Origin of the sequence: uncultured Clostridium sp., assembly GCF_934754925.1 — a bacterium.
Lineage (GTDB): Bacteria > Bacillota > Clostridia > Clostridiales > Clostridiaceae > Clostridium.
The window spans coordinates 1-14,377 of record NZ_CAKVJA010000036.1 but is presented as its reverse complement, the minus strand read 5'-3'; the positions used below and the strand labels follow the sequence as shown (position 1 = coordinate 14,377).

The following is a 14,377-nucleotide window of genomic DNA, read 5'->3' as shown; positions in this document are numbered from 1 at the left end:
ATATAATAACAATTTTCTTTTAAAAGAACAAGCCTTAAAGATGGTCATGAAAATATATATCATTAGGCTCATCTTGCATTTTATATTCTTCTACTAAAATATAAAAATCATCGTCAAAGCATATCCTTCCATAAATATTAATCCATTGTCCTTCCTCTAAGTCATCTTTTATTCCCTTTGCTTTTATTTGTATTTTTTCTTTATCAGCTTGACAACATTTTATCATTTGTCTAGATATAACTATAAAATCTGAACTTTCCTTAGTATTATCAATATATCCTAAAAATAATATAGCTTTTCCTTCATATTCATCCTTATGTTGTATAATTTCATTTACTATATCATAATTATCATTATTTATAATTATTGCATCTGTATGATTTTTAAATAATAAATTCTCATTTGTATTTTCATTTTGCTTTAATAATGGAAATATATATAATAAAATTACTCCAATACATAATGTAAATGTTAAAGGAATAAATTTATTGGTAGTTTCTATTCTTCTTTTTATTGTAAAAATTCTACTAAATTGAAATAAAGCAAAGATAGTTAATATTATTATGCTCAAATAAAAATAAATAATCATATCACTACTTACAAAGTTAGTTATATTTCCACTTCTTATTAAAAATATTACAGATAAATCTAATAATATTAATATAATAAACCATATTAACTCATCAATATTAAATTTCTTCATATACACCTCTTATATTAGTAAAAAGTAAAAGACTCAAATATTCACTAATTTTATAAAATTATACTAATGCTAAACATACTCCAAATACAACTATGCAAATTATTAAAAGCAATTTTAATACAAAGACTCTTTTGAAAAATCCAAAAGATAATATTAAATTTTTCAAGTCCATCATTGGCCCTAATATTAAAAATGCTATAACTCCTGGCGCTCCAAAGTTGTCCATAAATCCTTTGGCAACAAATGCATCTGCCTCTGAACATAATGACAATAAAAAACCTAATAGCATCATTATTGCAATTCCTACTACCTTTCCTGATGTGATATTATTAATTAAACTATCTTGAAGAAATACTACAAATATACTTGAAAGAAATGCACCAAAAATAAAATAAATACTAATATTTAAAAACTCATTAGATGCATTTAATACTAAATTCTTTATTTTTCCCTTTAATGAAATATAATAATTATTACTAAAAGTACAACAATCACAATAAAGAGCAACTTCTTCCCTTTTTAAAACTTCTGTATTTTTCTTTTTATCATAAATAAATCCAATAATTATTCCAACTATTAAAGCACCTATTACACCACCTACTGTTCTATATATAACCATATTTAGATCATTAGGAAATGCATAATATGTAGACATAATTACAATAGGATTAACTATAGGAACTGATAACATAAATGTTATTCCAACACCAATAGGCAATCCCTTTTTTATTAAACTTCTCGTAATTGGAACTATTGCACACTCACATACAGGAAAAAGTACTCCTGATATAGCTGCTATAAAATATCCTATGATACTATTCTTAGGAATTATTTTTTTTATTAATTCATCTGATACGTAAATTTGAATTAAAGCTGATAACACTGCTCCTATTAGTAGAAACGGTATTGCTTCAACAATAATCCCTAGGTAACTCCACATCCATGCTTCAAATTTACTTATACTCACTTTATCACCCGCTATCTTACTTTCTCATATAATCTATTAATTTTACCCTCATATTTCTTACTAATTTATCTTCTAATAAATTACTATTCTCTAATGCTAAATTAAAACTACTATTATTCTCAGATTTTATTATTTGAGCTTTATGGTTTAAGCTTTCTAATAATTTAATACCTTGATCCACTTCCAATTTTTTATCCATATTATAATTATTAATTACAATTACATCACTATTTTGTATAAATGGTAATAATATTTCTCCCATATTCTTAATATAAAACTCAATATTTCTCCCATCACAAACAAAATACATTGTGGAAAGTTTTATTAGTTTTCCTGTTTCATTATCAAATACGCATTTATATAAATGTTCTAATGTATCTGTTCCGTTATACTCTATAATTATTCTATGAGGTTTATATTTCTTTACTATTTTACATATCTCATTATTAAGTTCTAGATTTTCTCCCATAAAACTAATATGATTTACACTTTGTCCATTTTCATTGAACTTATTTATTTGAGTATTTCCGCTTTCACAAGTAACAACAACTATTCTTTCTTTATATGCAATAGTTTTATTTATTAATGAATTAATAAAGGCTGACTTACCAGCCCCTAAAAATCCAGTAACTACTTCTACGTCAACCTTCATCTTTTCACCTTCTTAACTAAAAAACTTTTTAATTTTCTCTTTATTTAAATTAGTTCCAATAAATGAAATAACAGCATCTCCTCTATATGCTATCTTTTGCATATTTATTTCAGATAAAGTGTAATCAAATTGTTCTTTTCCATTTTTAGTATTAACAATACCTTTTGCTCTAATTATTTCACCAAATTCAAAACTATTTTTTATAAAATTAAACTTGCTTAATAGTTCTTCTTTAGATACATCTCTATCTATTTTTAAAGCAAAACTTTCAAATAAACTTTCTTCATTTCTTTCCTTTTTTATACTCCGAGTACTAGGATTACTCTTTCTAAAATTAATTTTTTCCTTTAAAATACCTCTATCTTTTGTTAAAAATACCTTTGGAATTAATTCCTCTGATTTTGTATTACTCCATTGTCTTCCCATTATTATTGCTCTAGAATTTAATTTACTAATTTCTTCTTCTAATCTTTTTACTTCTTCAATACTAATATTTTGTGTTCTACTTAAAATTATAATATCTGCATTTTTTATTTGATTAATAAAAAAACTCTTAAAATTCGTTAAGTACAAATCAAATTTCTCTGCATCTACCACAGTTATAGCTTTTTCTACTTCGGCTATATCCTTTAATTCTTTTTCATTAAATACTTTTTTTATGTCACTTAATTTTGCCACTCCTGTTGGTTCAACTAAAAGTCTATCTACATTACAGTTTTCCACAACATCTATTATTGACTCTTTAAAATCTCCGGTAACTTGACAACAAATACACCCAGCATTTATTTCCTTTACTAAAGTATTCGTTCTTTTTAAAACTTCACCATCAATACTTACTTCTCCAAATTCATTTTCAATAATAGCAATTTTATCTTTATAGTAACCTTCTTCTATAAGTTTTTTAATTAACTGTGTCTTTCCAGCTCCAAGAAATCCAGAAAAAATCTCTACTTTAACACTCATAATCTATTACTTTCCCTTATTATTCTTCTCAAAAAATTCTATGATTTATATATAACATTTATGCAAATTTTATTTTCTAAGTACTTTTGAATATTATTATAATTTATACATATAATAATATTGTAAATGTATCACTAAATTGTGAACGTTATACAACAAAAAGGAGCTGCCATTTAGCAACTCCTTTTTAAGTTATCTTTTATTATTTTTACTTGTGTAATGCATCTAAAACTAATTGAGCTGTAGAAACATTTGTTGCAAGTGGTATTTCATATACATCACATAATCTTAACAATGCATTGATATCTGGTTCATGTGGTTGTGATGTTAATGGGTCTCTTAAAAATATAACTAAATCTAATTTTTGTTCAGAAACTAATGCACCTATTTGTTGATCTCCACCAAGTGGACCACTTTTTAGTCTATGAATTTCTAAATTAGTATTTTCCATTATTCTTAAACCAGTTGTTCCTGTTGCATAAAGCTCTAATTTAGATAGTCTATCTTCATTTGCTTTTGCAAAATTAACCATCTCATCTTTTTTCTTATCATGTGCAATTAATGCTACTCTCATCTGTATTCTCTCCCTTTTCTATTAAACTTTATATAAATTAAAATTTATAACTAAATTATTTTTTAGAAACATATATATTATCTTTTATATAGAATCTCCATAAAAAATCTTTTGCCTCTTCAGCATAATCTATTCCTATTCTCTTACTTTCAACAATTTCAAAATCATTACTATTTTCATCAATAATATATACAGGCCCCTTCTCATAAAGCTTTACTGCATTTAAATCCTTATTTAATAGATAAGCTAAGCATAACTTTGAAGGACCATTAGTTAAATTTTTTGATTGTGTTTTTGTAAGTTCATCATAATTCTTATTATACCTAATCATAGAAATATAATCTAGCTGGTTAATTGGTTCAAGAGCCCTAATTAAAACTGCTTCAGCTACATCTTTTTTATTAGTTACAACATTAAAACAATGATATAATCCATATATAAAATAAATATATGAAACCCCTGCATCCTCATATAATACTTCTGTACGTTTAGTTCTACGCCCATTATATGCATGACAGGCTTTATCTATAGTTCCTATATAGGCTTCCGTTTCAACAATTCTTCCTTTTAAAATTTTTCCATCAACTTCTCTAACTAATACTTTTCCAAGTAAGTCTTTGGCAACATCTAGGGCACTTCTATTATAAAACTCTTTACTTATAATCATTTGTATCTCCTAAATCTAAATAAGTATATTCTAATAATATTATTTCTTATAATAGTCATTAAAATACTTCCTTATTTAACCTTTGCCCCACATTCTCCACAGAACTTTGAATCACTTTTAATTATTGCACCGCATTCACTGCAAAATTTATTTTTCTTTTCTGTATTTTCGCTAACCAAAACCTTTGTTCCACAATTACTACAGAATTTTGCTCCTTCACTTAAAGCTTCTCCACAGTTTTTACAAGTATTCTTACTAGTATTATTTGATGATGAACTTTGCTCCATATTTTTCTTCATTTCATTCATCATATTTATTCCCATTTGCATTCCCATACCAGCTTGAGCCATATTAGCCATACTACTATTAGGATTTTTCTCCATAGCTTCAGTCATGGCTACATTTTGATAATTCCCTATATTACCTACCATTCCATACGCAGCATTTTTATTAATCATATTTTGTACTGAATCAGGATAGCTAAAGTTTTCAATATTTAATGTTGTTACAGTTAGACCTATCTTAATCATTTCCATATCTAAATCTGTTTTTATACCTTTTGCTATTTCAAAGGAATTTGCTTGTAAATTAAACATATCCTTTCCTTCTTTAACAATCCATTTCATTAAAAGCTGATCAACTACAGCTAAAGCTCTTTGTTTTACATCATCTACAGTAAATTGACTCTTAATTCCTGCAATTTTATCAATTAAAACCATATGATCACTTAGTTTAACGTTAAATGAACCAAAAGCTCTTATTGGCATTCCTCCAGGCATTCCTGGTGCTTGTATATTAATTGGACTTTTAGTACCCCATTTTACTAAAAATTCTTTAGTATTTACAAATAGAACTTCGGCCTTAAGCCCTGTTTTAAATCCAAATTTAAACCCTTTTAATGTTGATAAAAATGGAATAATTTCTGTTTCAATTTCGTAATTACCCTCTTCAGTAAACACACCTTCAACTTTTCCATTATGCAAGAATATAGCATCTTGACCTGGCCTTATAATCAATCTACTATTCTTTTTTATTTCACTATTTTTCCACTTCCAAAAAATAACGTCATTTCTTGTTTCATTCCATTCAATTACGTCTAAAAATTGGTTACCGAATAAACCCATTATCTTTCCTCCCGCTATTTATACTAGCATTCTTTTATTGTTTATTTTCTTTTAATTTATCTAATTCATTTTCAATTGCACTACTAGAACCTTTTAAAGCTGCTAATTCATCCTCTATTGAAGAATTCTTATTATCATATTTACTCATTAAATCATCTATACTATCAGTTGGTTTTGAATTTAATTCAGCCATTGCATTAGCTTCATCTAACATTCTATTAGCCTTTTCTTCCATTCTACTAAAAGAATCTATACTTGAAGCAGAACTATTAATTGAAGAACCCATCTTATTAATTCTTTCTTGCATTTTTGCTGTTGCCATTTTTGCTTTAATTGTACTTCTTCTTTCATTAAGCTCTTCTATTTGCATATTTAATTTATTATACATTTGCTTCATCTTTTCAGAGTTAGCTTTTGCTGCTTCATATTTAGTATTAAGTGCTGTTAGTTTCTCTGTTAATGTTGCCTTTTTAGCTAAGAATTGTCTTGCATCATCATCATTTCCTGCCTCTACAGCTCTTTTTGCATAGTCTAACATTTTATTTACATTGCTTTGACACTCATCAACTTCTCTTTTTGCTCTAGTCTCATCTGCCATAATTGATGCTGTTTCTGCTTTAACCTTATTTAAATCATCATTTAAATTTCTCATTAATTGATCTATCATTTTAACGGGATCTTCAGCCTTATCTAATAAAGCATTAATGTTAGACGACATTATATCAGTAAATCTTTTTAATATTGACATATATATTCCTCCTAAATTTATTACCCTTATTTATACAACTATATTCTACCATTATTTATTTTAAAACAAAATCTATTATTTTTTATTATATATAATTTCTAAATATATTCTAATAAAAAAAGAGCTATTTTTTTATAGCTCCTATAATATTGATCCATATAATTTATCTTCTTTTGTATATACAGTAACAGTAAATGTTCCTAAGGGTCTAAAATTTCCATTGGTAGCAGATAAATATCCTCTAAACTCTAATATTACTTGATCCTCTAATTTTTGTTGTAAAATTACTTTATCTATTTTAAAGTAAATAGGATCATCTTCACCCACTTCAAATTGCTCTCCTAAGAAATATACATTTTGCATAATACTTTCTTTTTCTTCACCTGAAATTAGTTGAACTGTATCACTTGTACTATCCCAACTACTTACAATGAAATCATATACACCTTGATTTTTAGCTAAATATTCTGTTAGTAAATTTAATCCAAAATCAACTTCTTTATATTCACCTTCAACATATGGAATATCCCCATAATCATGATATATTAAATCTCCATCATTTAATGTATTTATATCCTTACTAGATTCATATGTTTTCCCAAGTGCTGTAAACTGTGTATAAACTTTAGGCTGTTCTACTATATTTTCAACTTCTATAACTCCATTATTTGTATCATTATTTACATCATTATTATTACTTGAACAACCAGTTAATAATCCTAAAATAATAATAGCGCATATTATATTTTTATTCAAAATACTCACCTTCCCCACTTTACATTTTAATATAAAAAAAGAGATTAATCCATTATATAAATGTTTTAATCTCTTTAAATATATTAATTTTCTTTAAACACCTTTTTTAAATAAATTTTTCATATTATCTTTCAAGTTGTCTATGAATCCACCCTTTTCAACATCTCTATCGCAATATAACTCAACTTCTCCAACCTTTTGATCATCTAAATATACTTCACATTTTCCTATAACTTCGCCCTCTGTGTAGCTATCTTTAATTTCATCTAATACTATTTTATTTATTGGATCTCCATCACTACCCTTTAAAGTAACAATAATTAAATCATCTTTTGCCTTAGCTATAAAGAATCTATCATTACTTTTTCCTAAATAAACAGTTTCTACATCATCATCTTTATTAAATAATTTCTTACCTTCATATTTAGAAAATCCATAATTCATTAGCATACTTGCATCACGGTTTCTAACTTTATATGTTGGTGCACCCATTATTACTGCAAGCATTCTAACATTATTTCTAACTGCTGTAGCACTTATACAGTACTTAGCTTCTTGTGTAAATCCTGTTTTTAATCCATCACAACCATCAAAGAAACGAACTAATTTATTATGATTTACTAATTCTATTGGACTTTTTCTTCCTTCAGATATAGTTTCCATATATGTACCACTATATTTTAATATTTTAGGATGTTTTAGTAACTCTAGTGACATTATAGAAATATCTCTTGCAGTTGTTAGATGTCCCTCTTCTGGTAGGCCATTACAATTTTTAAATGTTGTATTTGTCATTCCTAATTCTTTAGCACGTTCATTCATAAGTTTTACAAACTCATCTGTAGAACCAGCTAAAAATTCTGCCATAGCAACAGCTGCATCATTCCCTGAAGCAATAGCTATACCTTTTAGTATTTCTTCTACAGTTCTTACTTCACCTATATCAAGAAGCATAGTGCTTCCACCCATTTTTTTAGCATTTTCACTACAAATAATTTTATCATCTAAACTTATTTTTCCACTATCTACTGCTTCCATTGCAAGTAACATGGTCATTATCTTTGTAACAGATGCTGGCGCAAATTTTTCATCTGGATTTTTTTCATACAATACCGCTCCACTTATAGGCTCAATAAGTAATGCAGATTTTGCATCTACATTCATTCCTTCCTCTAAACATGCTGTATAAACTTCACTTGGATATAATTCTTCTGAACTTTCTTTAACTGCAGCAATTGGAATAACTGTATTTAAACATAATAAACATAAAAGAATAATAGAGATTTTGTTAAATATTTTCTTTTTCATTTGTTCTCCTCCTTTTAAGCTTATTATTTCCTAAAAAAATAAAAATATGATAAAGAGAATATTAAATTCTTTTTATCATATTTTATAAACATTAAGTTACTTTACAACTTACTTGCATCACCATAATCTGCTCTAATAATATCAAGCTAAACTTAAAGTAAATTAATAAAATTATCTTACTATATCATATATTAATGGTATATTTAAATCATAGCTATCTTCAATAACTATATTTTCTAAGATGCTCTTTCTAGCCCTTTCAATTTTCTCTTCATTATTTGAGTGTATGTATGCTAGAACATCTCCCTTCTTTACTTTTTCGCCTCTTTTTTTATTTAAAACAATTCCTACAGCTAAATCAATTTCACTTTCTTTAGTTGCACGACCTGCACCTAATTCCATTGCTATAAGCCCAAAAGCTTCTGCATGAATTTTTGTTATATACCCATCTACAGGTGAAGTAACTTTCTCTACATACTTAGCTTGAGGGAACTTGCTATAATCATCAATAGGAGTAATATCTCCACCTTGTGCCTTAACAAACTCCTTAAGCTTTTCTAATCCCTTTCCATTTTCTATATTTTCTATAAGCATTTTTCTTGCTTCTTCTTCACTTTCTGCCACTTTAGCACAAAGTAACATATTTGATCCAATTGTTAATGTTAACTCTAAAAGGTCTTTAGGTCCATTACCTTTTAATAATTCTATAGCTTCTATAACTTCTAAGCTATTTCCAATAGCATATCCTAAAGGTTGATCCATATCAGATATAACTCCAATAGTTTCTCTTCCTAAATGCTTTCCTATATCAACCATTTCTTGTGCTAATTCTTTAGCTGTTTCTGGTGTTTTCATAAATGCACCATCACCAACTTTAACATCTAAAACTATTGCATCTGCTCCTGAAGCTAATTTTTTGCTCATTATGCTTGATGCAATTAAAGACATATTATCAACAGTTGCTGTAACATCTCTTAATGCATATAATTTCTTATCTGCTGGAACTAAGTTTCCACTTTGACCCATTATAGCAATATTAATTTTATTAACATTTTCCATAAACTGCTCTTCTGTTAGTTCAACTGAAAAACCTTTAAATGTTTCTAGCTTATCAATAGTTCCTCCAGTATGTCCAAGTCCTCTTCCTGACATTTTAGCTACTGGAATTCCAACTGATGCCACTAAAGGAGTTAAACAAATTGAAGTTTTATCTCCAACTCCACCTGTAGAATGTTTATCTACCTTTATACCTTTTATATTACTTAAATCTATTTTATCTCCTGATTCAACCATAGCATTAGTTAAATCTGCTGTTTCTCTCTTATTCATCTTATTGAAGAAAATTGCCATAAGCATTGCTGATGCTTGATAATCTGGTATCTCTCCTTTAGTAAATCCATCAACAAAAAAGTTTATTTCTTCTGTAGTTAATTCTTCACCTTTTCTTTTCTTCATAATTAGATCATACATTCTCATAAGTCTTTCCTCCTCTAGCTACTTTACTATATCATTCAAGAAACTTTTACCTACTAATTCATTTTCTACATTAAAGAAGTCTAATATAGTTTTTCCTATGTCAGCAAATGTTTCTCTTGTACCAATGTTAACACCAGCTTTAACATTCTTACCATATACAAGAACTGGTATGTGTTCTCTTGAGTGATCTGTGCTGCTAGTAGTTGGATCGCAGCCGTGGTCTGCTGTTATTATAAGGATATCCTCATCACTCATTTTGCCATAGACTTCTTGTAATCTATTATCAAAATCTTCAAGTGCTTTTCCATATCCAGCAGGATCATTTCTATGTCCATACAACATATCAAAGTCAACTAGATTTGTAAAGATAAGTCCTTCTTTTACAGTATCCATATATTCTAAAGTCTTATCTACACCATCCATATTACTCTTAGTATGAACTGCACTTGTAATTCCCTTTTTATTATAAATGTCTTCTATCTTCCCAACAGCTGCAACTTCATAATTTGCATCCTTTAAATATTCAAGCATAGTTTTATTAAATGGATCTAATGCATAATCCCTTCTATTAGAAGTTCTTTTAAAGTTTGGAGCTTCACCAATGAAAGGTCTTGCAATAACTCTTCCTACTGCCCACTTATCAACAAGCATATTTCTTGCTATTTCACACATTTCATATAGTCTTTCAAGAGAAATAACATCTTCATGTGCAGCAATTTGGAATACACTATCCGCTGAAGTATATATAATAGGATAGCCAGTTTTCACATGTTCTTCTCCTAAATCTTCAATTATTTGAGTTCCTGATGCTACTATATTTCCTAATATACCTTCAACATTTGCTCTTTTCTTAAATTCATTTATTATATCATCAGAAAATCCTTGTGGATAAGTATTTAAAGGTTCTTCAAGTATAACTCCACTTATTTCCCAGTGTCCTGTTACTGTATCTTTTCCTTTTGATGCTTCTTCACATCTACCAAAGGCCCCTATTGCCTTATCACACTTTTTAGGACCATTTACACCTTCTATATTACCTATTCCTAATTTTTCTAATTCATTTATTTCAAGACCCTTGCATGACTTATATACATTGTCTAATGTATGACTTCCTTCATCACCATAAAGCTTTGCATCTTTTAATTCTCCAACTCCAACACTATCTAATACTACTAATATAGCTCTTTTCATATTTATTTTCTCCTTTCGTATATAAAGCCCCTTTTCAAAGCCCTTAAGCTCTTGGATGGGAGTTCTTGTAAACTAAGTTTATTTTATCATTATTTATTATCTCATAGTAAGTATCCATATAAGTTAATACTTGATTTCCTAAAAGCTTTTGTACTGCCCTTACATTTGCTCCATTTTGTAATAAATGTACGGCAAAAGAGTGTCTAAAGGTATTTAAATTAACATCCTTATTTATTCCAGCTTTATGAGAATACTCTTTTACTATTCTCCAAACCCCTTGTCTAGTTAATTGATTACCATTTAAATTTACAAATAAATTTGGCACTCCAGCTGAAGCAATTATATCTCTTATAGCTAAATAATCCTTTAATGCAGCTTCTGCACTTCTACCTATTGGTATAAGTCTTTCATAATTTTTATTATCATGACATCTAACATAGAGTAAATCAAGATTTACATCTTCAACAGATAGATTAATTATTTCTGAAACTTTCATACCAGTTGCATACATTAACTCTAATAAAGCATTGTCTCTTATACCTTTATTACAATCTTTATCAACTATCTTAATTATCTTATCTACTTCTTCTACAGTTAGTATTTCTGGAAGTTTTTTAGACTGATCCGTGCTCTTATAATATATCTTTGGTATATCTCTAATTATTTTTTGCTCTTTTAAATAATTATAAAAACTTCTTAAACTAATAACAATTCTACTTATAGATCTTTCAGATTTTCCTTCTTCTAAAAGATGATCTATATAATTTTTTACAGTTTCATTGTCAGTTTCATCTAAATATATATCTTTACTATTTAGATATTTAATATACAAATTAACATCAGTTACATAAGCATAAACAGTGTTATCACTTTTATGACTTTCAAGTAATGACTCCCTATATTCATTTACTATTTCCTTCATAATTCTCCCCATTCCCACCTTATTTATTATTATTCGACACTTGCTTTTAATTTCCTTTTATAATTATCTATTTATTAAACAACTTTATAAACATTTGTTACTACGAATTTAATGATATTTGGACAAATATATGCTTCAATAAAAGTACCGATAATAAATACACATGCAAATACCCCTATCTTTAAAATTAGTTCTCTCTCTACTATTGTATTTACTTTACCTTTATTAAAGAACCTATCTTTAAGTTTTGTTGAAGAAAATTCAATTCCAACTATACTTAATGCAATAAAACAAGGAATATAAATAATATTCTGTGGTATTGTAGAAGCTAAAGCCAGCCATAATCCTCTTCCTTCAAAGGTTGAAATTAGAAAACTAAAGGTATACCCTAATGTAAATCCTTTAATAAGATCTACAAGTAAAATTACAGGTGTACCAAATACCGTAAATGATAATGCTATTATTATTGTTATTAGTATTAAATTTTTCTTAAGTACATTTAATAACAATGCTTTACTATTTACCGGCTCTTTAACAATGCTCTCTGTAAATGTAGAAAAATAGCTTGTAAGATCACTTGCATCATTTGCATTCATATATTTCACTATATATGTACCTAATGCTATTCCTACGCAGAAAAATATAAAAACCATCAAATAAAAAAATTTATTTTCTTTTTTATTTAAATTTAATTTACTTATTATATTCACTGAAAACACCTCCATATTGTTATATGTTAATAATATGATGGAATTTTCAAGTATATTCATAATTGAATATATGTAAATTATACTTTTATATAATTTTTTTTATTTTTTTAATTTTTTCTTTTATTTCATTTAAATCTAAACTATAATTTCTCTCTAATATTCTTATAACCTGTTGAATATCTTCAATTTCACTTAACTTGTTTTCTTTTTCAACTTGACCTCTTCCTAATCTATCGCTTACGAACATTAAAATCATATCATTTAAATCTACCTCTTTTACTAATTCACTTGTTCTAGCAAATGGTAAATTTTTAATTATATAAAGATGATGCATATGATATTTTACTAAATTTAAAATTCTTTGTTTTTCACACTTTTCATAACCATAATATGTTAATATTTTATCTACTATTTTTTCTCCTTCAATATCATGATTATATGATATTATTCTACCTTGTTTATTTTTTTTAGTTGTAGTTCCTTTTCCTAAATCATGTAATAAAGCCCCTAACATAAAAGTTCCTTTATCATTAGCATATTCTTTTACTTTAGCTGCTATATCAACAACTTGTTTTAAATGATTCCATACATTGCCCTCTGGATGATACTTTTTATTTTGTTCTACTTTCTCTAAATTTATTAATGGTTCTAAGGGAGTATTTTTTAGAGAAGGTTTTATTTCTTCTAAATATGTTGATGGTTTATTATAGATAAGTAAATTGTCTTGTATTTTTCTTAATCTATTTACCTCCATGGTTTCCTCCTTTTTTTATTTTTTTAATATTTTATTTTATAATTAGTTTCCCTACATTGTACTATTTTAAAACAAATTATTTTTATAATACTTTATTATTTTATTTGTAATAATATATTTAATTTTAGGGTAACTTAAATATATTATTTATTTGAGGTGTAGTTGTTTTGGAAGAATTATTTAATAAATATTTACCTATACTTATTCATTTATTTGAACTTATGGGAATTTTAATATTAACATTGGGGGTTTTTACAGCCTTTTATCATTATATTCAAAAAAGATTCTTTAAAAAGGATATTAATATTAAATATGAATTTGCAGATGTTATGATTACCACTTTAGATTTTAAATTAGCTGCAGAAATATTAAAAACTGTTACTATAAAAAGTATGGATGAACTTGTAATACTAGCCTCTGTATTTATTATAAGAATAATTATGACATTTGTATTAGAGAAGGAAATGAAAATAGAAGAAAGTAAAAAAAATACTACTTCTTAATATGAAATTCTGATAATTATTTACAAATTTATACACCATTTTTATTCCAATATATTACTATTTCATACTTTTCACTACATTTTTTTCACTGTTCATTACAAAGTACTTTTTTTTGTATATAAAATTATGTTATATGTTAATCAGTTGAATTTATTTTATTCATCTAAATATAAAACAAGTAAACGACATAATAAAAAAAGTAATCACATACTTTTATAATTAGTGATTACTTTTTTTATTTTAAATTTAGTTTATATTCTTTATAGATCATATAATAATATCTTTTACTTTTATCTCTTTGGCTTCCATCTCATAACACTCTATAAACTTTATACAATCCAAAGCCTTTACTGTATGAA

General features: G+C 26.7%; 16 protein-coding genes. 1 reads left to right on the top strand and 15 read right to left on the bottom strand.

The window, feature by feature from the left end:
- Nucleotides 1–34: 34 nt before the first annotated feature.
- From Q0G30_RS10845 to Q0G30_RS10775, 15 genes are all read right to left on the bottom strand, one after another.
- Nucleotides 35–703, bottom strand: coding sequence for a hypothetical protein (locus tag Q0G30_RS10845; protein WP_294389726.1), 669 nt, complete (start codon nucleotides 701–703; stop codon nucleotides 35–37).
- 58 nt (nucleotides 704–761) lie between these two features.
- Nucleotides 762–1,670, bottom strand: coding sequence for a permease (locus Q0G30_RS10840; protein ID WP_294389724.1), 909 nt, complete (start codon nucleotides 1,668–1,670; stop codon nucleotides 762–764).
- Nucleotides 1,671–1,686: 16 nt separating this feature from the next.
- Nucleotides 1,687–2,322 carry a GTP-binding protein gene (locus Q0G30_RS10835; protein ID WP_294389721.1) on the bottom strand — a complete coding sequence of 212 codons (636 nt, stop codon included), beginning with the start codon at nucleotides 2,320–2,322 and terminating at the stop codon, nucleotides 1,687–1,689.
- A gap of 12 nt (nucleotides 2,323–2,334) precedes the next feature.
- The gene (locus tag Q0G30_RS10830) at nucleotides 2,335–3,285 is read right to left on the bottom strand and encodes a GTP-binding protein (RefSeq protein WP_294131353.1); all 951 of its coding nucleotides are present in this window, start codon (nucleotides 3,283–3,285) and stop codon (nucleotides 2,335–2,337) included.
- A 208-nt stretch (nucleotides 3,286–3,493) separates the two neighbouring features.
- Nucleotides 3,494–3,859 carry a methylglyoxal synthase gene (locus Q0G30_RS10825; protein ID WP_294131356.1) on the bottom strand — a complete coding sequence of 122 codons (366 nt, stop codon included), beginning with the start codon at nucleotides 3,857–3,859 and terminating at the stop codon, nucleotides 3,494–3,496.
- 55 nt (nucleotides 3,860–3,914) lie between these two features.
- Nucleotides 3,915–4,526, bottom strand: coding sequence for a DNA-3-methyladenine glycosylase (locus tag Q0G30_RS10820; protein ID WP_294389719.1), 612 nt, complete (start codon nucleotides 4,524–4,526; stop codon nucleotides 3,915–3,917).
- A gap of 71 nt (nucleotides 4,527–4,597) precedes the next feature.
- On the bottom strand, nucleotides 4,598–5,650 hold the full coding sequence (locus tag Q0G30_RS10815; protein WP_294389716.1) for an SPFH domain-containing protein: 1,053 nt from the start codon (nucleotides 5,648–5,650) through the stop codon (nucleotides 4,598–4,600).
- Nucleotides 5,651–5,684: 34 nt separating this feature from the next.
- Nucleotides 5,685–6,398 carry a PspA/IM30 family protein gene (locus Q0G30_RS10810; protein ID WP_294389712.1) on the bottom strand — a complete coding sequence of 238 codons (714 nt, stop codon included), beginning with the start codon at nucleotides 6,396–6,398 and terminating at the stop codon, nucleotides 5,685–5,687.
- A 141-nt stretch (nucleotides 6,399–6,539) separates the two neighbouring features.
- On the bottom strand, nucleotides 6,540–7,154 hold the full coding sequence (locus Q0G30_RS10805; protein ID WP_294389708.1) for a hypothetical protein: 615 nt from the start codon (nucleotides 7,152–7,154) through the stop codon (nucleotides 6,540–6,542).
- Nucleotides 7,155–7,247: 93 nt separating this feature from the next.
- Nucleotides 7,248–8,462, bottom strand: a complete 1,215-nt coding sequence (locus Q0G30_RS10800) for a D-alanyl-D-alanine carboxypeptidase family protein (protein WP_294389706.1) — start codon at nucleotides 8,460–8,462, stop codon at nucleotides 7,248–7,250.
- Nucleotides 8,463–8,633: 171 nt separating this feature from the next.
- Nucleotides 8,634–9,938 carry a pyrimidine-nucleoside phosphorylase gene (locus tag Q0G30_RS10795; protein ID WP_294389703.1) on the bottom strand — a complete coding sequence of 435 codons (1,305 nt, stop codon included), beginning with the start codon at nucleotides 9,936–9,938 and terminating at the stop codon, nucleotides 8,634–8,636.
- A gap of 18 nt (nucleotides 9,939–9,956) precedes the next feature.
- Complete coding sequence (locus tag Q0G30_RS10790; RefSeq protein WP_294389701.1) at nucleotides 9,957–11,129, bottom strand: phosphopentomutase; 1,173 nt, start codon at nucleotides 11,127–11,129, stop codon at nucleotides 9,957–9,959.
- 43 nt (nucleotides 11,130–11,172) lie between these two features.
- Complete coding sequence (locus tag Q0G30_RS10785) at nucleotides 11,173–12,051, bottom strand: tyrosine-type recombinase/integrase (RefSeq protein WP_294389696.1); 879 nt, start codon at nucleotides 12,049–12,051, stop codon at nucleotides 11,173–11,175.
- A gap of 74 nt (nucleotides 12,052–12,125) precedes the next feature.
- Entirely contained in the window at nucleotides 12,126–12,761 is a 636-nt protein-coding gene (spoIIM, locus tag Q0G30_RS10780; RefSeq protein WP_294389695.1) for a stage II sporulation protein M, read from the bottom strand.
- Between the two features lie 85 nt (nucleotides 12,762–12,846).
- Entirely contained in the window at nucleotides 12,847–13,515 is a 669-nt protein-coding gene (locus tag Q0G30_RS10775) for an HD domain-containing protein (protein WP_294389694.1), read from the bottom strand.
- 167 nt (nucleotides 13,516–13,682) lie between these two features.
- Between Q0G30_RS10775 and Q0G30_RS10770 the strand changes: the two genes are divergently transcribed.
- The gene (locus tag Q0G30_RS10770) at nucleotides 13,683–14,018 is read left to right on the top strand and encodes a DUF1622 domain-containing protein (protein WP_294389692.1); all 336 of its coding nucleotides are present in this window, start codon (nucleotides 13,683–13,685) and stop codon (nucleotides 14,016–14,018) included.
- Nucleotides 14,019–14,377: the final 359 nt, after the last annotated feature.

Bases quoted from the DNA above. Each gene is read 5' to 3' on its own strand.
- Q0G30_RS10845 (WP_294389726.1), bottom strand. From the start codon at position 703: ATGAAGAAATTTAATATTGATGAGTTAATATGGTTTATTATATTAATA.
- Q0G30_RS10835 (WP_294389721.1), bottom strand. From the start codon at position 2,322: ATGAAGGTTGACGTAGAAGTAGTTACTGGATTTTTAGGGGCTGGTAAG.
- Q0G30_RS10830 (WP_294131353.1), bottom strand. From the start codon at position 3,285: ATGAGTGTTAAAGTAGAGATTTTTTCTGGATTTCTTGGAGCTGGAAAG.
- Q0G30_RS10825 (WP_294131356.1), bottom strand. From the start codon at position 3,859: ATGAGAGTAGCATTAATTGCACATGATAAGAAAAAAGATGAGATGGTT.
- Q0G30_RS10820 (WP_294389719.1), bottom strand. From the start codon at position 4,526: ATGATTATAAGTAAAGAGTTTTATAATAGAAGTGCCCTAGATGTTGCC.
- Q0G30_RS10815 (WP_294389716.1), bottom strand. From the start codon at position 5,650: ATGGGTTTATTCGGTAACCAATTTTTAGACGTAATTGAATGGAATGAA.
- Q0G30_RS10810 (WP_294389712.1), bottom strand. From the start codon at position 6,398: ATGTCAATATTAAAAAGATTTACTGATATAATGTCGTCTAACATTAAT.
- Q0G30_RS10800 (WP_294389706.1), bottom strand. From the start codon at position 8,462: ATGAAAAAGAAAATATTTAACAAAATCTCTATTATTCTTTTATGTTTA.
- Q0G30_RS10795 (WP_294389703.1), bottom strand. From the start codon at position 9,938: ATGAGAATGTATGATCTAATTATGAAGAAAAGAAAAGGTGAAGAATTA.
- Q0G30_RS10790 (WP_294389701.1), bottom strand. From the start codon at position 11,129: ATGAAAAGAGCTATATTAGTAGTATTAGATAGTGTTGGAGTTGGAGAA.
- Q0G30_RS10785 (WP_294389696.1), bottom strand. From the start codon at position 12,051: ATGAAGGAAATAGTAAATGAATATAGGGAGTCATTACTTGAAAGTCAT.
- Q0G30_RS10775 (WP_294389694.1), bottom strand. From the start codon at position 13,515: ATGGAGGTAAATAGATTAAGAAAAATACAAGACAATTTACTTATCTAT.